This is a genomic window from Spirulina sp. LEGE 11439, assembly GCF_059821285.1.
The window spans coordinates 1-26,029 of record NZ_JCAMRX010000011.1 but is presented as its reverse complement, the minus strand read 5'-3'; the positions used below and the strand labels follow the sequence as shown (position 1 = coordinate 26,029).

Genomic DNA, 26,029 nt, shown 5'->3' with positions numbered 1-26,029 from the left:
GGAAGGCTAATTTTTAGCCCTCCCAAAAAACGGTACGATTCTCCATACAACTATAGCTGTAAGGCTTAATCATAAACCTTATACTTTATTCCATCTATCTCTTTGGTATATACTAACTCGCTGTCACTAAATCCTCGAACACCGGTGCAAGGATAATATAAACCGATCGCTTCATAGAATACAGAGCCATCCCAGTTCTCTATACCATTCCATGCTGTTCCATCCGTCCAATGAGATGACCAACCAAGTTCACTTGCAAGAGTTTTTGCAGCTTTTTGTATCTTTAGTCCTCTATCATCGTGGTCACATTGATCCCATGCAGGAGCATAACTATCGACACAAGCATAATCACCAGCATCAGAAGATTCCGAACTTGAACCCATAATAGATTCACACCAAGTTTCCCCAGCTAAAGCGCTTGGGATAAAAAGCATCATGCAAGCTAGACAAAGAATTAACGAAACTTGTATTTTTCTGAAAAATTGATTCATGGATTGGTTTCCTAAAACTTACTTTCGACTTGTAAAGTATAGTCAAACGATGAAAATCAATAGAAATAGATCCAAAAATTTTAATTTTTAGACAGTGTAGGAGAGGTTTTGAACCCCTAGTAGATCGATAATGAAAAGAACAATTTAACGATCGAGTTAATTATTTTCAATTAGAGTAGATTGTCGGGATCGATTCCTTGTTGTCGAAGCAGTTTGAGAAGTGCTTGTTTTTGTCGGCGTTCTTCTTCTAAAATTGCAGTGGTGCGATCGGCTCTTTCTCGTTCGATATTGGCTCTTTCTCGTTCGCGATCTGCACGTTCCCGCTCAAAATACGCACGTTCTTCAGGAGTAGGAAGCCAATTTCCGACCGCATCATAAAAACGCAGCCAGAGCATTTCTACCTCCTCATAACTTCCCAGCCATTGTCCCAAACCCAAACCCAACTCCTCAAACCACAATCGACCCTCCCATAACTCTAATTCCTCATATCCGCTTTCCTCAAGATGAAACCCGCGAAAGCGATTATCGTAGCGGTCATAAATAACATAATAAGGAATCTGTAAGATTTGTTCGTAAACTTCCCATTTTGTCGGGGGATCGTTAACTTGTCTTTCTGTCAATCCCAAATCTTCATCCTCCGTACCGGGAGAAGCCAATTCCACTACTAAAAAAGGACTCACTTGTTCTTGCCAAATAACATAACTCAAGCGTAATTCTTCTCGCGTTTTACTTTGGGGAACGCCTAAAACCAGAAACCAATCAGGTCTTTTGTACCAGCGAGTATGCTTGAGATCGTAATAGAGATTGAGATCCTTAGCAATAAAATAATCTTCGCGGGAATAACGTGGAGATTGACAAGTTTGAGTTAATAAATTGGGTTGAAAATCGTGAAATTCGTCTGGCAAACCGGGTTCCTCTGGGTCTTCGCTGGGTAGATCGTACATTGTGGGCAGAGAGTTTTTCTGCTGAGAATGTTGCGGTTGGAGTTGAACCATAAGAGCTAAGAGAACGCACTAATAGAGACAAGTGTATCATAAAATAATTAATTTTCCCCCAAAATCCGCTTGCGACGCTTGCGGGCAATTTCTTGTAAATCTGCCGTGCGATCGGTTTCATCCACAATTTCTCCCGTTAATACTTCGAGGACATCTTCAAGGGTAACAACACCCGAAACCCCGCCATATTCATCAGCAACCACAAATAAATGTTCGCGTTTCTTTTGGAATTCTTGCAATAATTTATCTGCCTTCATGGTTTCGGCAACAAAACAAACTGTCCGCGTTAGACTTGCGATCGCAATATCGGTTTTATCTTCTAACAGGGCAACCAATAGCTCATTTTTTAATGCTAAGCCAATAACTTCATCAATGGTTTCATCAATAACAACAATACGGCTGTGTTGCGAAGCGATAATATCTTCTTTCACTTCTGCTAATGTTGAGCTTCCACGCAAGTACGTCATTACCGTTCTCGGAGTCATAATCTCGTGTGCCAAGAGATCGTTAAGGCGAAAAACGCGCTGGATCATATCAGCTTCATCATCTTCAATAATGCCTTCTTGATGTCCAATTCTGGCTAAAAATTTAATTTCGGCTTCATTGGTTGTCGGCTTCTTTTTACCTCGAATAAAAGGTGTTGTTGCTCGTTCGATAAACCAAACAATCGGTGCTAAAATAAAAACTAATCCCGTGACTGGAATGGCAATCCATATCGCAATTGGCAAAGCGTGACGCTCTCCTAATGTTTTAGGGATAATTTCCCCAAACATAATAATCAGTAAAGTTAAGAAAGCAGAAAAAATCCCCAACCAAGTATCGCCAAAAACTCCTGTAGCAATGCTGCCAATGACAATACTACCAACAATATTAAAAATATTGTTTAAAATAACAACTGTTGCGATCGAACGATGTATGCGAGAGCGCAAAGCAAATAGTGTGAGTTCCGATCGCTTTTTGGACTGTCCGAGTTGTCGAACTTTAATCGGAGAAACGGATAAAATTGCAGTTTCTGCTAAAGCGCAAAATGCCGAACCGACAAGGACAAAAAAGACAACGAAAATTAAAGCGATCATAAAAATGGAGTAAAGGAAAATTGGTAAGGATTAATGAGAGTACAGAAGGCGAAGGATCGTCGATCTTGAATTGTAAACTTTGGGAAATTTTTATTCTGTTTGTATGGCAAAGTTCTAGCCTGAATACATGTCTGGATTTTGAATTTTTACATCGATTATGCCGCAAAAAAGTATATTGTAAGAAGTATGTCGCAAACAACTTTCGATCGCCTCGCTCCTTTTATTCAAGAATATATTTACAATCAAGGCTGGCAACAATTGCGAGACGTGCAAATTTTGGCTTGTCAGGTTATATTTGAAACGAATGCTCATCTCTTATTGGCTACCGGAACGGCATCCGGGAAAACGGAGGCTGCTTTTTTACCAATTCTAACGCTTCTTGACGAACAGCCTGCAAAAACAATTGGCGTTCTTTATATTAGTCCAATTAAGGCTCTCATTAACGATCAATTTGAGCGTCTCAACGATCTCCTCCAGCAAAATCATACCCGTATTTTTGCATGGCATGGGGATATCCCCTCGAGTCGCAAGCGAAAATTGCTAGAATCTCCTTCTGGTATCTTGCAAATTACGCCGGAATCCCTAGAAAGTTTATTAATTAATCATGATTCTGCACTACCTCGACTCTTTGGCGATCTGCGTTTCATTGTGATTGACGAGATTCATTCTTTCATGGACTCGGAAAGAGGCTATCAAATTTTATGTCAACTGGTTCGTCTTTCTCGTAGTATTCATCAAATTCCACGTCGTATTGGCTTATCTGCTACTTTGGGGGATTATGAAATCGCCAAGCAATGGCTGAAAATGGGGACAAATTTATCAGTTATTGCCCCAGAAATTCAAGATAATTCTCGCAAAGTACGTTTAGCTGTCGAGTATTTTTTGCTTCCTGCTGAAATCGAACCTACAGATCCTTATTATCGCTATTTATTTGCGATTACTAAAACGAGTAAATCTTTGATTTTTGCGAATAGTCGTACCGATACAGAATCAGTTATTGCGAATTTACGTTCTTTGGCGCGATCGCAAAATGCACCAGATATTTATCACGTCCATCATGGTAGTATTTCAGCATCTTTGCGCGAAGATGCTGAAACGGCCATGCGATCGGATACTTATGCTGTAACTGCAGCCACATTAACGCTAGAATTAGGTATCGATCTTGGTCAACTCGAGCGAGTGATTCAACTCAATTCGCCGTTATCTGTTGCCAGCTTTTTACAAAGATTGGGACGCACGGGACGGCGAGAAATGCCTGCGGATATGCGTTTTATTTGTTCGGAAGCAGAACGATCGGGAGATGAGTTTTTACCGGATTTAATTCCTTGGCAATTATTACAAACTATTGCTATCATTCAATTATATATTGAAGAAAATTGGCTCGAACCCATTCAACTGCTACACTATCCTTATAGTCTTTTGTATCATCAAACTTTGAGTATTTTAGCTGCTCGAGGAGAGCGATCGCATTCAGAATTGGCTGAAGAAGTTTTAAGTTTGCCTGCTTTTCAAAATATTTCTCCCAGAGATTTTCAACAACTTCTCAATTACTGGAAAAATTTAGAACATCTTGAAGAAACAGAGAATAATACTTTGATTCTGGGAATAGTAGGGGAAAAAATTGCGAGAAACTTTCAATTTTATGCTGTTTTTGATGCCCCTGTCGAATATATTGTGCGGGGAGAAGCAGGAGAAATTGGCAGTATTTTTACACCACCACCTCTCGGCGAACAATTTTCTCTGGCGGGGAGAACATGGCAAGTGATTGATGTAGACTATGGGAAAAGAAATATTTGGGTCAAACCGATTTCTGGAATTGCTAATATTGCTTGGCGCGGTCGCGGTATGGGAAAAATTCATACAAAAATATTGTATAAAATGAGAGAGATTTTATTTCAAAAGGCTGATTATCCTTATTTATTACAAGGTGCAAAAACAAGATTGCTAGAAGTACAAAACTTAGCACGACGCTACGATCTCGATCGCAAAATTATCTATCCTCTCGATCGCAATTCTTACTGTATTTTTCCTTGGATGGGAACAAAAACCTTCAATACTTTAGAAAAATGGCTCTATTTTGTGCTAGGGGACTTTATGAACGTAAAAATTGTTAAATCTTTGTCTCCTTATTATTTACTTTTAAAATCGGGAGAACAAACTTCTGCGATCGCACTCCAAGAAACAATTGTAAATTTATGTCAACAAAACTTGACTCCAGAAGATATTACTGCATTTACCGACTCTCCCCAACGACAGAAATATGATAAATTTATTCCCGATAACCTTTTGCGAAAAGCCTTTGCTTGGGATTATTTAGATATTGCAGAATTGCAAGAAATTGTTAAGACTTGGTAAAAGAGGACAAATGACACAAACTGTTTGGATTGCTAGACACGCAAACCGTTTTGATTTTGTTAATCCTGAATGGTTTAATACAGCAGAACATCCCTACGATCCACCTTTATCCGAAGATGGGTTTATACAGGCAAAAGAATTAGGGAAACGCTTGCAGTTAGAGAAGATCGCGCATATCTTTGCTTCTCCCTTTCTTCGCACGGTACAAACTGCCAATGAAGTTGCGTATTTTCTCGATTTACCAATTAAATTAGAAACGGGACTTAGTGAATGGTTAAATCCTGATTGGATGCCTAAAATGCCCGATCGCTTACCTCCAGAAGTGTTAGCACAGAAATATCCAAGAATCGATCTACGCTATGAATCTCGCGTTATTTCAGCATATCCAGAAACTGAAGAAGATGTTATGGCCAGAACTGCCCAAACCGTGCAAAAATTAGTCTCAGAATTTTCTGAGGATATTTTATTAATCGGTCACGGTGCATCGGTATTTGGAGCAACGCGAGGATTAGTCCCAGAATGTCCTAATTTTAGGGTTGCGTTATGTTGTTTATCTCAGGTTGTTAAAGAGTCGGAGAAATGGGTTGTAGCATTAGAGGCAGATACTTCCCATTTAAGCCACAGTGAAAGTAAAGTTCGTTTTAATTGATATTTTTTAATTGTACCACAGAGACACAGAGAGCGCAGAGAGAGAGTTTTGCTTATTTTGTTATTTGTGGTTTCTTTTTGACTGTTATTTGTCGTTTTAAGATATACCCGATCGCTGTTTCTGAGAGGGAGCATTTTCTAAGAGCAATGCTTTTGTTTCCGACTCTCCTAAATGGCGTAATTGTCGCGTCATTTGTAGATTAATGAGTGCGATCGCAATGCCTTGACCGAGAAAAGTGATTGGAGTTATGCTAAAACGTTGAACAATAAGGATGGGAACAATGGAAGTTATCGATAATGCGGGGTTAATCTTTGAAATTTCTGGAATCATGGCGATTAGTGGCGGTACAAACGATAAAATTGCTACTGTTGCGATCGCCAAAGCAACCCGTTGTTTGAATTTTTGTAGCAGTATCCATTGAACGAGACTCCCATAGAGTAAAATAACACCATTACTGACGAGTAAAGCAATTATCAGCAAGAAACGCGATCGATCCAAAGGCAAGAACAAAATTGTACCGATCGCAATCGTAGAAGTCAAAAGCAAATTCAAAGCGATCGCTAGAATTGCTGGACTTTGTTCTCCCCATAGTAAATCCCATAATAAATTCTTTTGGGTTGTTTGGTGGTGGTATCGCGACCAATTTTGTAAGGTTTTGCGATGAGGACTTAAAGCAGCAATAAACCCACATAATAAAAGGAATTGGAGGATTAAAATATCCGAAAAGTTTTTAAATAAATAATGATCTTGATTGTTCTGGAGAGAAAAGCCAATTGAAATGATAATAATACTGCTACTCAACCAATAACTCTGTCCTTTACTGATAAGGGAAATATTGCGGCTTTGAAAACGGCGATCGAGACTAGACCAAAGCCAATAAATAACGAAGCTATAATTAACTAAAGTAAAAACAAAAGCAACTATTGAATTGCCAAAGACGAAACCATTAAACCAAGTTAAATTTGCAAAGTAGTTTATGCTTAAATAATTAGGAAGATTAGAATAATATGGAGTTTGACTTGTTAAATAAGGAAGAAAATAGCCGGGATAAAATATCGCGAGCCAATTGAAAGTACCAATTTGAAAATAAACATTATCGTACAAAAATTTTAGGGCAAAGACGAACGTAAAGCCAAAAATAAAACTACTGCCCAAAAATGCTGGAGAGTGTCTTAATCCACCATAAATCAAAGTAAATAGTAAGGCAGCACTATAGAACAAAAAACAATTAACCGTAACAATACCATAAAAAGCGAAGAGAAGAGGTATGGGTATACCGGCATTGATTCCTAAGCTAAAATGTAAAGGAAACATGGCTAAAATTGCCAAATAAACTAAGATGGGAACACCAAGAAGTTTACCCAGTAAAATACTTTTGCTGGTCTGAGGACTCAAACGAATAAAATTGAGTGTTCCTCGTTTTTCCTCTCGGTATAGATCTTCAATAAGAAAATAGCTTCCTATGACTAATACGCTAATTATGCCAATAACACTTAAGGTAACAAACAAGTATAAAATCCAGATAGAAGGATTAGAATCTCCTGCACCCGTATTTTTCAAAGAGAAGTATAATAAAATTTGACCTACAACAGAAATCCCGAGGGAAAGAACGATATTTTTAGAAGTCAATCTGCCTTTCAGTTCTCGTAAGAGTTGAGGATTCCAGTTTCCCACTCGATCAAATAGTTTATCGATCATTATTCTTATCCTAATTTTTGGAAATGAGAAAAAATGCAGTATTAAAAAAGGAGCGATCGCATTTCTAAATCGCTCCCGATCTTATTAGGAAACTTCTGATAATTGCTTCTGAGAACGAGAATTATCTGAGAGTAAAACTTTCATATGCGACTCTCCTAAATGGCGCAATTGTCGCGTCATTTGAATGTTAATGAGTGCGATCGCAATTCCTTGACCTACAAGAGAGAATAGTGCTATCAAAGTTGCGTATTCTTTTCCCAATAAAACAGGAAAAACCGAAATAATCGATAACAGCATTGTCTTGATTGTTGAAAAAGTATTACTACCTGCAAAAGGAACTTTCAAAATATTGACAGCTAGAGGAAGCAAAGCTAACAAAATTGTGACTGCTGCGATGGCAAAAACAACTCGTTGTTTGGTTTTTTGCAAGAGTAGCCATTGTACGAGACTGGCATATAGTACAATTACACCATTGCTCACGGTTAACGCAATAATTAAATGTAGGCGATAGTTATCCAAAGGTAACAGTGCGATCGCGGTGAGAATAATTGTAGAAGTGGAAACTAAATTCAAAACGATCGCTAAAGTTGCCGGACTTTGTTCCCCCCACATTAAATCCCATAGCAATTTCTTTTTGGTCTTTTGATGGCGATAGCGCGACCAAGTTTGCAAGGTTTTGCGATGAGGAGTTAACGCGGCAATTAATCCACATAACAAGAATAATTGTAGCGCCAAAACTATTGAAAATTCATAAAATAGGCTTTCATTGTAATTTTGATAATTTTGACTGTGTTGGACGGCAAAGCCAATCAATAAAAAAATAATGCTGCTACTCAACCAGTAACTTTGTCCTTTGCTCACCGGGGAAATACTGCGATTTTGGAAGCGGCGATCGAGTCCTTGCCACAGTAAAATAATTCCTAAACCATAGTTCACTAAGGTAAACGCAAAAGCCGTTCCTGCATTAGTCCAAAGATCGATTTTAAACCAAGTTACGAGACCTAAATCGTTGACATTCAAGTAATCGACAAGATCGAGAGAGTTAGGCGTATGAGCAATCAAATAAGGCAGAATATAACCGGGATAAAAGATTGCAAACCAACCAAACGAGCCAAGTTTAAAAGAAATATCGTTCTCTAAAGAAGCGATCGCAATGATGAATAAAAAACTAAAAGTCAAACCACTGCCCAACCATGCTTGTAATCCTCCCAAACCCGTACAAGTGAGGGCAAAAAGTAAAGCTGCACTATAAAATAAACAGCAGCTTACTGCAACAATTCCATAAAAAGCAAAGATGAGATGTGGGGAAATTCGTGCGGCAATTCCTAAACCAAAATGTAGAGGAATGAGGAGAAGAATTGCTAAATATACTAAAGCTGGAACACCGAGAAGTTTTCCGAGTAAAATATTTTTGCTACTCTGAGGACTCAAGCGAATAAAATTGAGCGTTCCTCGCTTTTCTTCTCGCGATAAGTCATCAATCAGCAAATAGACTCCAACGACTAATAAACTAATAATTCCGATAATACTTATCGTGGTAAAAAAATCTAAAGACCACAAGGAAAAATTAATTTCAGAACCTCCCATTCCATTAGGAAGACATTTTGGGAAACTGTGATGAGGAGAATAACCTCCTTGAGAGCCGGTACAATAGCGATCGCGTCTTCCCAAGGCACGATCTGCTCGGATTAAAGCACTTTGAAAGAACAAATAGAGAAAAACTTGACTCACCCCAGCAATCCCCGCAGAAATTACTATATTCTTAGGAGTCAATCGGCCTTTTAATTCTCGCAGGAGTTGGGGATTCCAATTCCCTACATTATCAAGTAGCGTATCAATCATTGGCGCTATGCTGTAAAGAAATATTGTTAGAGATGCCCTTGCATCGGTTTGTCCTATCCTAGCCCAATTATTTTCTAATTTGCTGATGGTCGTATCTCAATTTTCGCGTCTCGGATTAATTGGCATTATTGGCACGATCCTGCTAGTAGGATGTCAACCCCGACAGAAATGGCAAGGAAACATTCGCGGGAATATCGGCTCTTTTCTGCACTGTCGAATTCCTCACTGGTCCCCAGATTCGCAATTTCCTTTACAACCTACCCCCGATACTCATCTGAGTGGTTGTGGTTGGTTAACTGAGCCTCTCGGACGCGATGAAAGACTTTGGGAAACTGGCGATCGCAACACGCTTCTCACAGCCATCGATCGCAGTTTACAATATCTCAATTCTCCTCCAGCCATCCGTGCTTATCGTAATTATTTGATTAAAGAAATTAGCCGCGATCGCGTCCTTCGCAGTTTACAACGCTTTCGCACGCTTCTCCTTGCATCAAACTCCCCAGCAGACCTACAAGAAAAAGTAAAACGCGAATTTGTTTTTTATCAAGCCATTGGCGGCGATCGCCTCGGGACAGTATTATTTAGTGCCTATTTTGAACCGATTTATGAAGCCAGTCGAGTCCCAACTTCAGAATATCGCTATCCCATTTATCAAGCACCGCCTAATTTAGCATCTTGGCCGCTTCCCCACCCTTCTCGCAAAGAATTAGAAGGAGAAGATGGACTGCAAGGATCCCGAGGAAAATTGCAAGGATTAGAATTATTTTGGCTGCGATCGCGTTGGCAGGCATATCTCATTCATATCCAAGGATCGGCAAAATTAAACTTGACCGATGGCACACAAACCACTGTTGGTTATGCAGGCAATACGCGCAAAAATTACACGAGTGTGGGGGGAGAACTGGCAAAAGATGGTAAAATTCCTCTCGAAGAATTGAGTTTACCGCGAATTTTTCAGTATTTCGAGGAATATCCAGAACAACTCAATGATTATCTCACTCGCGATGAAAGTTTTGTCTTTTTTACAGAAAAACACGGGACTCCAGCAACAGGAAGTATCGGGGTTTCTTTGAGTGAAAAACGCTCTATTGCTACAGATAAACGTTTAATGCCTCCCGGCGCTTTAGCTTTAATTCATACTTCTATCCCTGAGTTTAACGATCGCGGAGAGTTAGTCGAAACTCATTTCAGTCGCTACGTTTTAGATCAAGATACGGGAGGTGCAATTAAAGGAGCAGGACGCGTAGATTATTTTGTCGGCAGTGGAGAAAAAGCCGGGGAAATTGCGGGTTTGACGCGCAGTTATGGACAACTCTATTATTTATTGCTGAAAGATGGTTATTTCAATGAACAATGAATAATGAACAATGACCTCCCGCTTGAGCGGTGGGTACTGATAACTGATAACTGTTCACTGAAATGACGGATTGAGTGAGATAAATGAGATATTGTCTTATACGGTTATATCAAGATCGATAACCGTCATATTGCTTAAAATTCTATGTTAAAACGAGAATAGTTCTCTTTCTCTCCCAATCCCACATTTCATGGTTGCTCTTGCCGGATACGAAGATTTCAGGCAAATCTATGAGAGTGCCAACTCTCGAGTTTATCGCGCTCGATGCACTCGCGATACAGCGACTGCCACGCTTCGCGAAGGCCAACCCGTCATTCTTAAATTTCTCAACACCGACTATCCCACCCCCGAGCAAATCCGACGTTACAAACAAGAATACTATCTCACTTTTAATCTCAATGCCCCCGGTATTATCAAAGCCTACAGTTTAGAAGAATGGGAGAGAAGTTACGCGATCGCCCTTGAAGACTTTGGGGGTATTTCCCTGAAACAATGGTTAGAGCAAGAGAAACGCCTCAATGTGCGAGAATTTTTACCTTGGGCGATCGCGATCGCGGAAAGTTTGGCACAAATCCATGCTCAAAATATCATTCATAAAGATATTAATCCTGCTAATATTGTTTTAAATCCCGACACGCAGGAACTGAAAATTATCGATTTTGGCATCGCAACGCAACTGAATCGAGAAACGCCAACTTTGCAAAATCCCAATGTTTTAGAAGGAACTCTCGCTTATATTTCCCCAGAACAAACCGGACGCATGAATCGAGGACTGGACTACCGCACAGATTTTTATTCTTTGGGAGTAACCTTCTATGAAATGCTCACAGGAAAATTACCTTTTACCAGTCCCAATCCTCTAGAATTGGTTCACTGTCATATTGCGAAAACCCCATGCTTAACGATAAGTGAAGAAGCTGAGGGCGGCAATGCAGCCTCACTTTCCGTCGCCAATATCCCTTCTCTCTCGCAAGGAAAGAGAGAGCAAGGGAAGACTCGAAAAAAAGATAAAAACGCCCATCAAGAACAGGAAAAAACGAGACAGCAATTAGCTGTCGCGCGAGATGCTTTGCGAACCCTAAGTCGTTCGGCATCTCTGACGATTCTCGATGATGAAGTGAAAGCATTGAGAGCCACAGAAATCCAGTTTCTGCAAGACTCTGAAGCGAGAGTCCCGCTCGATCCTCCCTTAGCAATTCCGCAACCGATCGCAGATATCGTCATGAAATTGATGGCGAAGAATGCCGAGGATCGCTATCAAAATGCAGAAGGTTTAAAAGCAGATTTAGAATACTGTCGCCAACAATTAGCAGAAACCGGCAAAATTCGCAGATTTCTCCTTGGCGATCGCGACATTAGCGATCGCTTTCAAATTCCCCAAAAACTTTACGGACGAGAAGCAGAAATTGCTCAACTCCTTACCACTTTTGAGCGCGTTGCCAACCCTTCTCAAACCCAAGCAGGAAATAGAGGCGGAGAATTGATGCTAGTGGCGGGCTATTCCGGGATTGGTAAATCGGCATTAGTGCAAGAACTGTATAAACCCATTACCGCCCGTCGCGGTTATTTTATTGCCGGAAAATTCGACCAATTTCAACGCAATATTCCCTATTCGGCCATTATCTCCGCCTTTCGAGGATTAGTAACGCAACTATTAGGAGAAACCGAAATCCAGTTACAAATCTGGCGGCAAAAACTCCTCGCAGCATTAGGCAATAACGGACAAATTGTTATCGATGTCATTCCCGAAGTCGAACTCATTATCGGCAAACAACCCACCGTTCCCAATTTGGGGACAAACGAATCGCAAAATCGCTTCAATCTCGTTTTTGGCAACTTTATCCGCGCTTTTTGTAGCAGCGAGCATCCTTTAGTGATTTTCCTCGACGATCTGCAATGGTCGGACTTAGCGACCTTAAAATTAATGGAGCGATTGATTGAGGATAGCCAAACCCAATATCTCTTAATATTAGGGGCGTATCGCGATAATGAAGTCTCCTCGGGGCATCCTCTCGCCGTGACCCTCGAACGACTGCACCAAAAGGAAAGCGCGATCGCCCAAATCAGCCTAGATACCCTCAATATTACTGAAATTGCCCAGTTAATCGGCGAAACCTTACAATCTCCTCCAGAAACCGTGAGAGACTTCGCTGAATTGGTGCTGCAAAAAACCGAAGGAAATCCCTTCTTTATCAATGAATTTTTACAAGAATTGTATGGCGAAAATCTCTTAACCTTCCATCGTCCTTCCCGATGTTGGCAATGGGATCTCGAAGCGATCGAAGCGATAGGATTTACCGATAATGTCGTGGAATTAATGGTCGGGAAATTGCAAAAGTTACCGGAATCCACCCAGCAGATATTAGCTCTCGCCGCTTGTTTGGGAGCAGAATTTGACTTGGCGACTTTAGCGCTAGTCAGCCCAAATTCTCGCGATCGCCACCGAGAGAATCTCTTCCAAGATTTAAAAATTGCCCTCGATCGCGGCTTTCTCCTCCCTCTGTCCTCTCTCGACGAAAATTTACTCATTCAAGCCTATAAATTCAGTCACGATCGCATTCAACAAGCCGCTTACACCCTCATTCCTGAAAGAGAACGCCCCGCCATTAACTTAACCATCGGTCGCCTGCTTTTTGAGAACTTGAATGAGAGCGATCGCGAAGAAAAGCTCTTTGATATTGTCGATCGACTCAATCACGGCAAGGCGTTAATTTCCGAAGTAGAAGAATGTGAGAATCTCGCTCGTCTCAATCTACAAGCCGGACAAAAAGCCAATAATACGACCGCTTACGAAACGGCGATCGCCTATCTAGAAACCGGCATTCAACTCCTCAGCCCAGATTGTTGGCACCTTCAATATGAATTAGCCTTCGCCCTCCATCGCGAAGCCGTTAAAGCCAGCTATTTTAACGCCGATATTGAGGGCATGGAAGCACTGGCAGCCATCGCCATACAGCAGGCCAAAACCCCTCGCGATCGCGTCAAAATTGGCGAAATCAAGCTAGATGCCTACACCAATCAAAACCGCATGGTAGAAGCCCTAAACGTCGGCTTAGAGATGCTGGCCGCCTTGGGGATCGAATTTCCCTCAGAAGTCTCTCGGGGGGATTTTGCCCCGGGTTTGGCCAAAATCAAAGCCCTCCTCGGCGATCGCCAGCCAGAAGAATTGCTGCATTTACCCCGGATGGAAGACCCTCTCGCCCGAGAAGCACTCCCCTTGCTCATTAAGATTTTGCCCGTCACTTATTTTGCAGATCCGGCGTTATTTCCCCTCACAGTCTTTAAACAAATCGAACTCTCGATTACTTATGGCAACACTTCTGCTACTGCGTTTGGCTATGCCACCTATGGCATGATTCTCTGTGGAGTCGTCGGAGAATTCGACCTCGGTTACGAGTACGGTCAACTGGCTTTAAAAATACTGGACGCTTTTGGCGATCGCGAGTTTGAAGCCGCCGTGTTCATGATCGTTTATCGGTTTGTCAGCCATTGGAAAGTCCATTTGCGAGATGCCCTCGAACCCTTGCAACACGGTTTGGCGATTGGTTTGGAGACCGGGGATTTTTCCTATAGCGGCTATTGCAATCAAGGTTACTGCTTGCGCTTATTTCTGACGGGAATAGAACTGTCTGAAGCCGAACGAGAAATTCAAAGTCATAGCGAAATGCTTGCCCGCATCGGCCAACAAACTGCTCTCAATTACAATCGTCCCTATTGGCAGGCCGTTTTAAATTTGCAAGGACGTTCCCCTCAACCCGAGTTTTTGGCGGGAACGGTCATGGAGGAACGGGAACTTATTGCCTACTATCAAGAGAGGAGAAATGGTAGTGGCTTATGGGGGATTTATGTCACGCAATTAACACTGGCTTACTGGTTTGGCAACTACGAACGGGCAGCGATCGCCAGCGAAGCCGCCCGACAATATTTGTCCGCCGCCACCAGCCATGCTTTGATTCCCGTTTGGCGGTTTTACGATTCCCTTAATCAGTTATCAACAACTGAATTGGGTTTTGACGATCGCGAGAGATACTTGTCTGTCGTGCAAGAAAACCAAGAATATTTACGGCGTTGGGCAGAATTAGCGCCGATGAATTACGGACACAAGTATGACCTTGTGGAAGCCGAACGCTATCGAGTCTCGGGCGATCGCGCCAATGCTATCGAATACTACGATCGCGCCATTGCCAAGGCACGAGACCATGAATATCTGCAAGAAGAAGCCCTCGCGAACGAATTGGCGGCTCAATTTTACCTCAACTGGGATAAAGCGAAAATTGCTCGGACTTATGCGATCGAGGCTTGCTATTGTTACGATCGCTGGGGAGCGATCGCCAAGGTTAAACACCTTGAAGGAAAATATCCGCAATTATTGTCCCTCAGTTTGCGACAAAAACCGCGATCGATTTCTATCACGCACAATTTTCTTGCAACTCGCACGACTCGAAGAGGCAATAATGGCGAAGATTTAGACCTCGCGACGGTCATGAAATCCACCAGTGCCATTTCCAGCGAAATTTTTTTAGATAAGTTACTGGCCGCATTCATGAATATTCTCGTCGAAAATGCTGGAGCGCAACGAGGAATTTTACTGTTACCTTCTCCACAAAAAAATCATGCAGAAGGAAATAGTCTTTTTGTTGAAGCAATCAAAGAAGCAAATTCAGAGAAAGTTATCATTTCGCGTTCTCGCAGCGAGGCCGGAGAACCGCTTCTCCTCGAAGATTTTAAAATGATTTCCTGCAAAATTGTTTATTATGTCGCTCGCACCCAAAAAACGGTCGTTTCGAATAATGCCAAGGAGGAAAAACAATTTGCAGACGATTCTTATATTCAACAGTATCAATGCCGATCGGTTGCCTGCGCTCCCCTCATCAACCAAGGAAAATTACAAGGTATTATCTATCTGGAAAATAACCTTACAACAGGAGCATTTACTCAAGAACGCTTGAAACTTTTACAGATGTTAGCGGCTCAAGCAGCCGTCTCTTTAGAAAATGCTCGCTTGTACGAAAATCTCAAGACTTTAAATGAAGATCTGAAAACTTTAAATGTAGCTTACGAACGTTTCGTTCCTTCTCAATTTCTCAGTTTTTTGGAGAAAGAGAGCATTGTTGATGTGAAATTGGGGGATCAAGTCGAACGGGAAATGACAGTCTTATTTTCCGATATTCGCGATTTTACCAGTATGTCGGAACGCATGACCCCCGCCGATAACTTTGCGTTTATTAATGAATATCTCGGTTATATGGAGCCCCAAATTCAGGCTCATGGTGGATTTATTGATAAATACATTGGCGATGCCATTATGGCACTTTTTCCAGACTCTGCGGATCGTGCTTTGCAGGGCGCGATCGCAATGTTAGAAGCCTTAAAAAAGTACAATCACATTCGACAAAACAGGGATTTGCAACCCCTTCGCATCGGTATCGGACTGCATACAGGATTATTAACTTTAGGTACCGTCGGCGGATTCGGTCGCATGGATGGCACGGCGATCGGAGATGCGGTCAACCTTTCCTCTCGGGTTGAAGAGCTAACTAAAACCTATGGTGTTTCTCTTTTAATCACCCATAGAACTTTTGCAAATTTAAATAATTCTCTCCAATACGACTTGCGTTTTATCGAACAAGTGAAAGCGAAAGGCAAAGCTAAAGCAGTAGGATTATTTGAAGTTTTTTCTGCCGATCTCCCAGAATTACATCAAGCGAAACTGGCAAGCAAAGATAAGTTTGAAAAGGCTGTGATGCTGTTTCATCAAAAAGAATTTCCTCACGCGGCACGGTTATTTCAGGAATGTTTACAATATTGCTCGAAGGATTGCGTTGCCCGCAATTATTTAGAACGCTGTCAACATTACTGAGATTAACTCTTTTCTTAATACTTCTAGTTGACAACAATCTCTGAGCTAGATTGGAGTTTTTCTAGATAGACGATCGCTTCAGCCTTGATTTCTCCACAGAGGAAATATAGTCCTAATAGATTAGGAAAAGACATTGCTAACATGGTAGCATCGCTAAATTTAACTACGGATTCCGAATTCACGATCGCACCTAAAAAGAGAAAAATCAACAGGATGATTTTATAGATCCCTGTCGTTTTTGAACTGAATAAATAAGCCCAGCAGGATTCGCCGTAATATCCCCAAGAAATCGCCGTCGAAAAGGCGAATAAAAACATGGCTGCCGCTAATAAATAAGGAAACCAAGGTAATGTACTTTCAAAAGCCATCGTTGCTAATTCTCCTCCTTGCGTGCCAGTGAGTTCCGAATTTTGATAGGCATGGGTCACCACAATAACCAACCCTGTCAGCAGGGAAATTGAGGCAATAATTAAAGGTTCGAGGGAGGCTAAAAAGCCTTCTCGAAGCGGGACGTGTTGCTTAGATGCAGCATGAGCGATCGCGGCAGATCCCATGCCCATCTCATTAGCAAAACTCCCTCGTTGTATTCCTGCCAAAAGCGCTCCGATTAAACCTCCCCAGCCTGCCTTTAAGGTAAAAGCTGCGGTACAAATTGTTACGATCGCCTCGGGAATGCGATCGCATTTCAGCACTAAAATACAGAATGCTCCCAAAAGATATGTTCCGCACATGATGGGGACCAACCACTCGGCAACCTTGCCAATTCGTTCGATTCCACCGAGAATGACCGTCCCGACGCAAATCACGAGGAGGGCTCCATAACTCCAAGCTGGAACAAAGGAGAAAACGCGGGAAAATGCCCCGTAAGACTGGTTTACCTGAAACATACCACAAGCTCCCCAAGAGGCAAAAATACAAAAGACGGCAAAAGCGATCGCGCAGATTTTTCCCAGTGTTTCTCGGCCTTGTTTGGCTAATCCTTGTGAGAGATATTGGGTGGGGCCGCCAGAAAAATGTCCGTCAGTGCCAAGAATGCGGTATTTTTGTGCGAGGGTGCATTCAATAAATTTCAAGTTTGCCGCGAGGAAAGCCGTACAAACCATCCAAAATACTGCACCCACTCCCCCTAGACCGATCGCGAGTGCGACTCCTGCAATATTTCCCACTCCTACCGTGGCCGATAATGCCGTTGCTAATGCTTGCAGGGAACTCACTTCGCCGCGATCGCCCGGATCGTCGTATTTTCCCCGCGCGATCTCAACGGCATGGGAAAACCCTCGTAGATTAATAAAATTCAAGCGGAAACTGAGAATAATACCACCCAACAATACCCACAGCACAATTAAAGGACAGCCGAAAATACTAATAAACAGCAGATCGTACAGTCCATTGGCGATAATTTGAAACTCACGATCGGCTTGAAAAAAAAGAGAACTCCAATCGAGTTGCGGCATAAGTAAACTTAATTTCTTGGATTCACAAATCTTAACATTTTTTAAGGAAAGGGAAGGTATAAAAAAGCGATTTTTCTCTTTTTTCTCCCAATTCCCACCCTTACACCTTCTCTTCCCGAAAAGATTGAAAGGCTTGCAAAATGGGTAATAAATCAGGAGATTTTTGTTTTAATTTTGACACATCTTCAGTGGTAAATCCCGTAGCAGATTGGCGTTTATTGAGAAGGCGAACGATCGCAATATAGTTTCCTTGGGAATCAATGACCGGAAACAAAAGAATATGTTCTAACTGGGCGGCGCGATCTTTTCGCAAACCGATTCTCACAAAATGATCTTTGATTTGACTCACTTTATTACTTTTCTTGGCTTCGCGATCGCTCAATAATTTTCCGGCAATGCCGCGATCGGCCGGGAGACGAAATTCTTTAGCACAAGCGTTTTTTGCATCGAAGGCAAGAGACCAAACTTCTTTTTTATCGGCATCGACCAAGAAAATATGGCTGTGTTCTGCGGCCACGAATTTGCCGACGGAAGCCGTAAGAGAATTAAGTAGAGAATATAGGGTATTATAACGGCTCTCTTGGCTTTCTTCAAACAAGTTGCTAAATAAGGAAAGCGTTTGTCGAACGGATTCTTGGGGGTCGATATGACTGGATTCTTTCAGATCTTCATGGGCCTTGGCATATTGCAGAATTGCCCCGACTCGTTCGTTAAAAACTTCCATGGATTGGCGATCGTTTTTATCGAAACTTGCCTGAAAAAATTCTGGAACGGCTGGATAAGTATTAGGATCGTATGTTCCTTCCATTCCAGATTTTATTTTGTTCACTAATTGAGAGACACCAACTAACTCACTATCAGGAGCAAGAACGGGCATGCAAAGCAGACTGCAGGTACGATAGTGAGTTTGAGCATCGGTTCTTTTCGCATTCTCGGCATTGGGATCGTCGTAGAGATCGAAGGGAATCACCATCGGTTGGCGACTGTGAGCCACCTGGCCGGCAAATCCGACACCAATGGGACAGCGAATTTCTCCTTTTCCTGGAATCTTCGTCCAGAGATCTCCGCGTCGTCGATCTACTAGCCAGAGGGTCGCGCGATCGGCGTTGAGCAATTCTTTCGCGGCTCCCATCACGCGCTCTAAAATCATGTCCGTATCTAAATTGACTTGATTGAGCGATCGCGTGGCTTTGGCTAAAGCAGCCGTTGCTTGGGCTTTCTTAATACCTTCGTAGCAAGATTGACAGGTTTCTAAAATGCCGCGAACGGGGATCACGCATTTTGCCAAGCGTTCTAAATCTTGATGGGTAAATCCGGCGGGATCGCCTTCTTTTTTAACAATTTTATTGAGGAGTTGAACGACGGCGACAATATCGAGATCGTCGTTTAAAATGGGAAAGGCGAGAATATTTTTAGTTTGATAATTAAACTTTTTATCGGATTCTTTGACTAAGCGCGATCGCGGATCTTCATAAACATTATCGGCAATATGAACAACTTGTTTATTTTTGGCCACCAATCCGGCAATCCCTTGGCCGACGCGGACGCGAATATCGAGAAACTGTCCGCTTTCATCTTCGGCTACCAAAGACCAAAGCTCGGTTTTTTCATCATTGAGTAAGAAAATCGTGCAGCGATCTGCTCCGACTAACTGACCGACTTTGGCTGTTAAATCTCTTAAGGTTTCATAAACGGGTTGGCTGACAGTTTGTTCGTCGGCCTCACCGCTCTCAATTTTAGCCAGAATTTCAGTTTGATGCTGAAGTAATTTCCGTTCGAGAATGCTAAAGGCTTGCAGAAATTCATCGTCATCGGGTTCGAGATTGGTTTCTAATTGAGCAATGGCTTTGTCGATCCATTCGATATTAAAAACTTCTTGAAAAATCTGATTGTGAACTTTTAAGCGGCCTCTTTGTTGGACGATTAAGCCCAACAAGCGCAATTCTTTTTGCTCTGGACTATTATCAGCAAAAACCGATTCTTTTTTAACAATTTCGCGGTAAAATTTAAGGAGTTTGAGGCTATTTTTTTTATCTTTACTTTTAAGAATGCGATCGCGAATATTCCATAAGGGCTTGAGTTGGGGATTTTTCTCCCAATTCTTGATAATACGCGATCGCACCATCTCGTTGACCCATTCTTGCTCTTCCCCAAAAATTGGCGCTTCTTGCCCTCCTAAAAGCATCTTGAAGAGAATTTGCGTGAGAAAAGGCTCTTTTCCCGTCCATTCCAAAACCAACCCCAACATTTTTTTGTAATTGTGGGAGCCTTCCAGCATTTCAGGAGTCAGAGGGAGTCCGTTGCTGCTGGCATCTTGGGTGGGGGAAGAAAATGAATTTGAGGTCATGATGCAACTTCTGGTGATGCAGTAGGCATTGAGGTTGGTTTGGGTTGGGGATGCTTCCCGACCATTGCGGGCGATCGCGTCGGTCAAAATCTGAAAGCCCTTATTCCGCCATTTTAAATCCCTTTGGGGATGTCGTCAGGAAAATTTCTCTCAGGGATGTCAAAATAGCGGTTTTCGCGATCGCTATTACCATATCTACTACACTGGCGAATCAATCTATCGATTTTTGGGATGCGATCGCCCTGTCCTAAATACCAAGAAGTCAATCAATTAAACTGCGATCGGTTCGCGGAATCGCCCCGTATTTCTCAGCGCATCTAAAAAAGCAAACACAACAGGAGGATGTAGGGCATTTTCCAAAATTGAAGCCCCCAGAGTGCGAGAGAGATGGCAGGGTAATTTACACACTTTAACGCCTGTGGGAATAGGTTCGGCTGCCATACGCGGTAAAATTGTTGCGCCTAAACCTCGCATCACCATCGCGATCGCCGTCGAATCTTCTTGGATTTCGTAAGCAATGTCAATTGGAACTTCTGATTGTTGCAAACATTTACGAATTCTGGCGCTACAACTGCTATGACGCGAGAGAATTAAAGGGTAAGATGCCAGTTGTTGCCATGTGAGTTGAGTGTGTTTTTCCCTTGCGCGAGGCGGTAGGAGGGCAATATATTCATCTTCAACAATCTCCCAAGTTGAAAACCCTTCACTCACCAGACATTCAGTCACTCCGATGTCAACTTCTCTTTGTCTGAGTGCCTGTTCTATTTCGTAAATTTCTCCGTACTCGGCGATATCAATTTGAATATTGGGGAAATGGCGATGCAGGCGAGCGATCGCGGATGGTAATAAGTGAGTCGCCACGCTACGAAAAGCGGCAATGCGAACCTGTCCCCCATCTAAACCCTTATCTCGATTGGCTTCTCGGGCAATTCCCTCCAATAAGTGTAAAACTTGCCGGGCTTGAGTGACAATGCGATCGCCCACCGGTGTGACTTTCGCACCTTTTCGTCCGCGCTTGACCAATTGTACCCCCAATTCTTCTTCGAGTTGAGCGATCGCATGGCTGACCGTCGATTGAGACAAGTCTAATTCAAGAGCAGCCGCACTAAAATTTTTACAGTCCGCAACTGCAACAAGGGCGCGAAGTTGCGAGATTTTTAACTTGTAGGGATTGATGGCACTCATGGGAATAGGGAATAAGGAATCGAGAATCTGGGATCGATAACTGGTGACTGGTGACTGGTGACTGGTGACTGAATAATTGCTATCTATCGATTTTATCGATAGAAGATATCTATGTCATGCTTTGAATATTAAGTTTTGCCATTGATATAGTAAAAGTGTCAGGAAAAAGATTGGAGCGAGGATTCAATTATGACTAACTATAGCATTCGCACGGCACAAAAAAAATTAGAGCGTATTTACAATCAAAACACCTCTAAATCCGCTACAACAATTGAATTTCCCGCAGGATTCAAGCAATTTTTTAATGATTTTTTTGCCTTTCTTTGTGGTAGCGAAGAACCGCGAATTTCGGTGCGCCGCGATCGCAATGGAAGCAAAGTATATCGGGCTTATGACCCCGTAACGAATGCTTCATTTTCCAGTACCGAAGAAACGGAATTGAGAAGCTGGTTAGAGGAACGCTACTACCATTAAGAAAAGATGTTAGAGCGACAGAAAAAAACCATCAATTCCCGAAAACTCAAAAGTTAAACCCTGCGATTGCACGATAGGTTTTAACTTTTGGGTTTTTATTATTTTTAGAACCAATGCTAACAGGCAAGCAGAAAGGATGGATTCGGAGAAAGCATCGGTTTCTCAGACCTCACGCGATACAATGGAGAGCGATCGATAACGCATCCTCAAAACGATAATGGCAACGACCGACCTTGAAGAAGCCCCGGAAACAACCCCTCAAAATCCGCTTGACGAGATTCCCAGTGATGTAGAAATGTCCATCTTCGATCATCTCGACGAACTGCGGTGGCGAATTTTCTCGAGTTTAATCGCGATCGCGGTGAGTGTTGTCGGCTGTTTTTTCTTCGTGCGACCCATCGTCAACTTGTTGGAAATGCCTGCACATGGGGTCAAGTTTTTGCAACTGGCACCGGGGGAGTTCTTCTTTGTTTCGATTAAAGTCGCGGGATATACCGGAATATTGGTTTCTAGTCCTTGGATTCTCTACCAGATTATCAAATTTGTTTTACCCGGTTTAACGCGACGAGAACGTCGTCTTCTCGGTCCCGTCGTTTTAGGCTCGGGAATTCTCTTTTTTATAGGTTTAGCTTTTTCTTATATTGCCCTCGTCCCCGCAGCCTTAAACTTTTTTATTAGCTACGGTGCCGATGTTGTCGAACAAGCATGGTCCATCGATCGCTATTTTGAATTCGTGCTGTTATTACTGTTTGGCACGGGTTTAGTGTTTCAGGTACCGATTTTGCAATTAATTTTGGCACAATTAGGAATTGTGAGTTCCGAGAGAATGTTATCGGGATGGCGTTATGTGATTCTCGCCGCCGCAATTTTGGGTGCAGTGATTACCCCTTCCACAGATCCAATTACTCAATCTCTTCTCGGGGGGGCGGTTTTGGCGCTATATTTTGGCGGGATCGGTGCGGTGAAATTGATTGGGAAATAGAGGTTTAGCGATCGGTGGTTAGCTGTTCCTTTCTCGTTCTTGTCCCTTGAAAGCAGATGAAAAGGGAATTAATTAATCGCGAGACTGTTTATGTTCGGCACATTTTTATGTACACTTAAACTATTTCTAACTAATAAGAGATAGACAAGAACGATATTGTAAAAATTTGTAACAGTGAAATCAATAAAGAGAAATCAAGTTATTGCTTGGAGTTATAATGAGGACTCAGATTTGTTTTTAAAGGAAAATAGATTAGGTTACTATACCTAGCACTTCCAATAAGAAGTATTTCTCATTCCATGAAAGTTGGTTCTTTAGTCTATTCGACAAGCAATCATTTAGGAGTTGGTAAAATTATCGATCTCATCGATCCTGATGATGTAAAAGTTGAATATTTTAGCTCTGTCGCGCGACGAAGAACGCACATATTACCTCGGACTGCAATCTCGTCGGTTAGTTTATCTCCGCAAACTCGATGTTACCTCTGGTTAAAAAATTTGGAGAGTTGGTATATTGGTAGAATTAGCAGTACGAAAGATGTCTTAAAAGAGGGATATTATATTGAGTTTCCCGATCGAGAAATTAAATTTGTTAAAGAAGAAATAATTTATGTTCGGTGCAATTTAGCGATTGAAGATCCAATTGAGATTTTAGCTGTAAAAGGACAGGAAACACCTCGCTTTCATAATTGGCGATCGCAATTCATTCAAAATTATATACAACAACAAGCGATCGCGAAAGGGATGACGGGATTATTTTCTGCCAATATAGAATTGTATCCCCATCAAATTGCCGTTATCCAACGTATTTTATCCGATCCCATACAACGCTATTTATTAGCAGATGAAGTGGGATTGGGAAAAACGATTGAAGCAGGAGTGATCTTGCGGCAATTTCTTTTAGAGGAAGAAGAAGGACAATGCTTAATTTTTGTTCCTCCGCATCTTTTAGCACAATGGAAACAGGAGTTAGAAGATAAAATTTATATAAGTGAGTTTGGCGATCGCGTTATTATTACAGCAATAAATGATTGGCAAAAATTTGTTGGTAAAAAATTTGCTTTTTTAATTATTGATGAAGCGCATCATCTTGCAGCAATGGCCGCAACTCAAGATTTACAGAAAAAAAAATGTTTCGCTTTTTGTCAACAGTTAGCACATCAATGCGATCGCTTGCTTCTCTTATCTGCAACTCCAGTTTTGCACAACGAACGAGATTTTTTAGCAATGTTATATCTTCTCGATCCGCAAAATTATTCTTTAGAAGATTTAAAAGGATTTCGAGAACGAGTTCAAAACCGTCAAATAATCGGACGTTTGTTATTAGCATTGAGAGAAGGAATGAAACCATTTCTTCTGAAGCGAAAACTCCAGCAATTGCAAGAATTGTTTGTTGGCGATCGCTATATTTTAGAGTTAATTGAAGCATTACAAATGGGTTTGCGAGATAATACCATATCAGAAAGCGATCGCGATGGAAAAATTCGCTCCATCCGGACTCATATCAGCGAAATCTATCGTTTGCATCGTCGAATGTTACGCAACCGTCGAGATACAGTACGGGATGTTATTTTTGAGCGCAATATTATTCCTCAATTAAAGTATACCAACAGCGAATCTTTAGAAACCATTATTGAACTATTAGATGAGTGGCGAACTGTTGCACCCGATCGCGAAAATTATCACAAAATTTTTACGATTTTATTTCGTGCTTCTGATACATGGTTAGAAATTTTAAAACAAGTTATAGAAGTTCGTTTAAATCGAATACAATCAGAAGCATTAATTAGAGAGTTGGGTAAAGAAAAAACAATTCTTTTAAAAACCGAGCCTCATTTTTCTGGTGAAAAAGATATTTTACAAGGAATTTTAGAGAGTTTAAACAATTGCGATGGAGATGACGATCGCTTGCAGAAGTTAACATTTATTTTGATCGACTATTTGTCAGAAAAATTTCAATTACAAGCATATCAAGATAATTTCCAAAAACGAATCGATCTCGTAAAGCGACGAATACAATGGCCGCGTCTTAGCGATCGCTTTCCGAAGATTGTTATTTTTACCAGTTTTACACAAACTTGTTCGGAAATTGTGCGCTATCTATCATCAATATTTGGAGAGAAATCGATTGTTTCGCATCAGTGGGGAGAATCTTCAAAACAATTAGAGGATAACTTTCAACAATTTAAAACCGATCCGCATTGTTTTATCTTAGTTTGCGATCGCACTGGAGAAGAAGGAAGAAATTTACAATTTGCAGATGGGTTAATTCATTTTGATTTACCTTGGTCTCCCAATCAACTCGAACAGAGATTAGGACGAGTCGATCGCATTGGGGGAAAACGCAAAATTCAATCTTGGGCTTTAACAGGATTACAGGAAAGTCCTCACATTCAATTCTATCGCATTTTACGCGATGGCTTACATATTTTTGAAGATTCAATTGCCAGTCTTCAATTCTATATCGATCGCAAATTGATGGATTTAGAAAATCGCTTATTCAGAGATAATTTTTATCTTGAAGATCCTGAAAAATTTCAAGACTATTTAAGCGAAATACACCAAGAAATTGAACAAGAGAGAATTCAAATTGACGAACAAAACTCACTGGATGAGATTGAACTTCTCGATGATAATTTAGAAAACTATTTTATTCAATTAGATGATTATGATGCTAAACATAAAACAATCAAACAAGCAATTGAAGGGTTGCTATGCGATGGATTTCAAGTAAGACGCAATACTCGTGAAGATATTTATTCTTACTCTTATCAAAAGTCAAGACATCGAGAAACCTTAATTCCAAGCGATCGTCTGAGAGAATATTTTACCGGTTGTCTCGATCGTTCGGGAACGTATAATCGCAGAATTGCCAATAAAAATGCCGGAGTTTGTCTTTATCGAATTGGAGAACGACTCATTGAAAGTCTCTATCAATATACTCAGTGGGACGATCGCGGTCAAGCCTTTGCTTTATGGCGTTACGATGAAAATTGGGATGCAAGTGAAGGAGGAGAATGGCTGGGATTTCGCTTCGATTATATCATTGAAGCCGATTTAAAACCCGTCAAACATATTATAGAACAATTTGCGATCGATCATTTCCATTTACAAGCGTTAACGCGAAAAATTTCTGCTTTATTTCCACCACGGATAGAAACGATTTTTCTTCACGAGAAATCTTTAGAAATTGTAGAAAATGAAAGATTATTAGGGTCTACCGAAGTTGTTGTGCTAAAAAGAGATAAATAGTACAGTAAAAATG

General features: G+C 41.5%; 16 protein-coding genes. 8 read left to right on the top strand and 8 right to left on the bottom strand.

Features of this window, described 5'->3' with window-relative positions; translation table 11 throughout:
• Window positions 1-65 precede the first annotated feature (65 nt).
• From AC6RV6_RS10035 to AC6RV6_RS10025, 3 genes are all read right to left on the bottom strand, one after another.
• Window positions 66-491 carry a hypothetical protein gene (locus AC6RV6_RS10035; protein WP_500240707.1) on the bottom strand — a complete coding sequence of 142 codons (426 nt, stop codon included), beginning with the start codon at window positions 489-491 and terminating at the stop codon, window positions 66-68.
• A 170-nt stretch (window positions 492-661) separates the two neighbouring features.
• Complete coding sequence (locus AC6RV6_RS10030) at window positions 662-1,486, bottom strand: Uma2 family endonuclease (RefSeq protein WP_500240706.1); 825 nt, start codon at window positions 1,484-1,486, stop codon at window positions 662-664.
• 47 nt (window positions 1,487-1,533) lie between these two features.
• Complete coding sequence (locus AC6RV6_RS10025) at window positions 1,534-2,562, bottom strand: hemolysin family protein (RefSeq protein ID WP_500240705.1); 1,029 nt, start codon at window positions 2,560-2,562, stop codon at window positions 1,534-1,536.
• 186 nt (window positions 2,563-2,748) lie between these two features.
• Between AC6RV6_RS10025 and AC6RV6_RS10020 the strand changes: the two genes are divergently transcribed.
• The gene (locus AC6RV6_RS10020; protein WP_500240704.1) at window positions 2,749-4,917 is read left to right on the top strand and encodes a DEAD/DEAH box helicase; all 2,169 of its coding nucleotides are present in this window, start codon (window positions 2,749-2,751) and stop codon (window positions 4,915-4,917) included.
• Window positions 4,918-4,927: 10 nt separating this feature from the next.
• Window positions 4,928-5,566 (top strand): histidine phosphatase family protein, encoded by a 639-nt coding sequence (locus AC6RV6_RS10015; RefSeq protein ID WP_500240703.1) that lies wholly within the window; start codon window positions 4,928-4,930, stop codon window positions 5,564-5,566.
• 96 nt (window positions 5,567-5,662) lie between these two features.
• Here the strand turns inward: AC6RV6_RS10015 and AC6RV6_RS10010 are convergent, their stop codons facing one another.
• The gene (locus tag AC6RV6_RS10010; protein WP_500240702.1) at window positions 5,663-7,264 is read right to left on the bottom strand and encodes an ABC transporter permease; all 1,602 of its coding nucleotides are present in this window, start codon (window positions 7,262-7,264) and stop codon (window positions 5,663-5,665) included.
• 84 nt (window positions 7,265-7,348) lie between these two features.
• Window positions 7,349-9,106, bottom strand: coding sequence for an ABC transporter permease (locus AC6RV6_RS10005; RefSeq protein WP_500240701.1), 1,758 nt, complete (start codon window positions 9,104-9,106; stop codon window positions 7,349-7,351).
• A gap of 85 nt (window positions 9,107-9,191) precedes the next feature.
• Here AC6RV6_RS10005 and mltA point away from each other — a divergent pair, with 85 nt between their 5' ends.
• Window positions 9,192-10,463 (top strand): murein transglycosylase A, encoded by a 1,272-nt coding sequence (gene mltA / locus AC6RV6_RS10000; protein WP_500240700.1) that lies wholly within the window; start codon window positions 9,192-9,194, stop codon window positions 10,461-10,463.
• A gap of 190 nt (window positions 10,464-10,653) precedes the next feature.
• A complete protein-coding gene (locus tag AC6RV6_RS09995) occupies window positions 10,654-16,323 on the top strand; it encodes an AAA family ATPase (RefSeq protein ID WP_500240699.1) in 5,670 nt (1,889 codons plus the stop codon).
• 23 nt (window positions 16,324-16,346) lie between these two features.
• Here the strand turns inward: AC6RV6_RS09995 and AC6RV6_RS09990 are convergent, their stop codons facing one another.
• Window positions 16,347-17,777: an alanine/glycine:cation symporter family protein gene (locus AC6RV6_RS09990; RefSeq protein WP_500240698.1), complete on the bottom strand. Its 1,431-nt coding sequence runs from the start codon at window positions 17,775-17,777 to the stop codon at window positions 16,347-16,349.
• A gap of 100 nt (window positions 17,778-17,877) precedes the next feature.
• On the bottom strand, window positions 17,878-20,124 hold the full coding sequence (locus tag AC6RV6_RS09985) for a GAF domain-containing protein (protein WP_500240697.1): 2,247 nt from the start codon (window positions 20,122-20,124) through the stop codon (window positions 17,878-17,880).
• A 50-nt stretch (window positions 20,125-20,174) separates the two neighbouring features.
• Here AC6RV6_RS09985 and AC6RV6_RS09980 point away from each other — a divergent pair, with 50 nt between their 5' ends.
• On the top strand, window positions 20,175-20,375 hold the full coding sequence (locus tag AC6RV6_RS09980) for a hypothetical protein (protein ID WP_500240696.1): 201 nt from the start codon (window positions 20,175-20,177) through the stop codon (window positions 20,373-20,375).
• A gap of 19 nt (window positions 20,376-20,394) precedes the next feature.
• Here the strand turns inward: AC6RV6_RS09980 and AC6RV6_RS09975 are convergent, their stop codons facing one another.
• Window positions 20,395-21,309 carry a LysR family transcriptional regulator gene (locus AC6RV6_RS09975; protein ID WP_500240695.1) on the bottom strand — a complete coding sequence of 305 codons (915 nt, stop codon included), beginning with the start codon at window positions 21,307-21,309 and terminating at the stop codon, window positions 20,395-20,397.
• Between the two features lie 189 nt (window positions 21,310-21,498).
• On the opposite strand from AC6RV6_RS09975, the gene AC6RV6_RS09970 reads away from it, so the two are divergent.
• From AC6RV6_RS09970 to dpdE, 3 genes are all read left to right on the top strand, one after another.
• A complete protein-coding gene (locus tag AC6RV6_RS09970; RefSeq protein ID WP_500240694.1) occupies window positions 21,499-21,783 on the top strand; it encodes a hypothetical protein in 285 nt (94 codons plus the stop codon).
• 217 nt (window positions 21,784-22,000) lie between these two features.
• Window positions 22,001-22,765, top strand: coding sequence for a twin-arginine translocase subunit TatC (gene tatC, locus AC6RV6_RS09965; RefSeq protein WP_500240693.1), 765 nt, complete (start codon window positions 22,001-22,003; stop codon window positions 22,763-22,765).
• A gap of 299 nt (window positions 22,766-23,064) precedes the next feature.
• Window positions 23,065-26,016 (top strand): protein DpdE, encoded by a 2,952-nt coding sequence (gene dpdE, locus AC6RV6_RS09960; protein WP_500240692.1) that lies wholly within the window; start codon window positions 23,065-23,067, stop codon window positions 26,014-26,016.
• The last annotated feature ends 13 nt before the right edge of the window (window positions 26,017-26,029 follow it).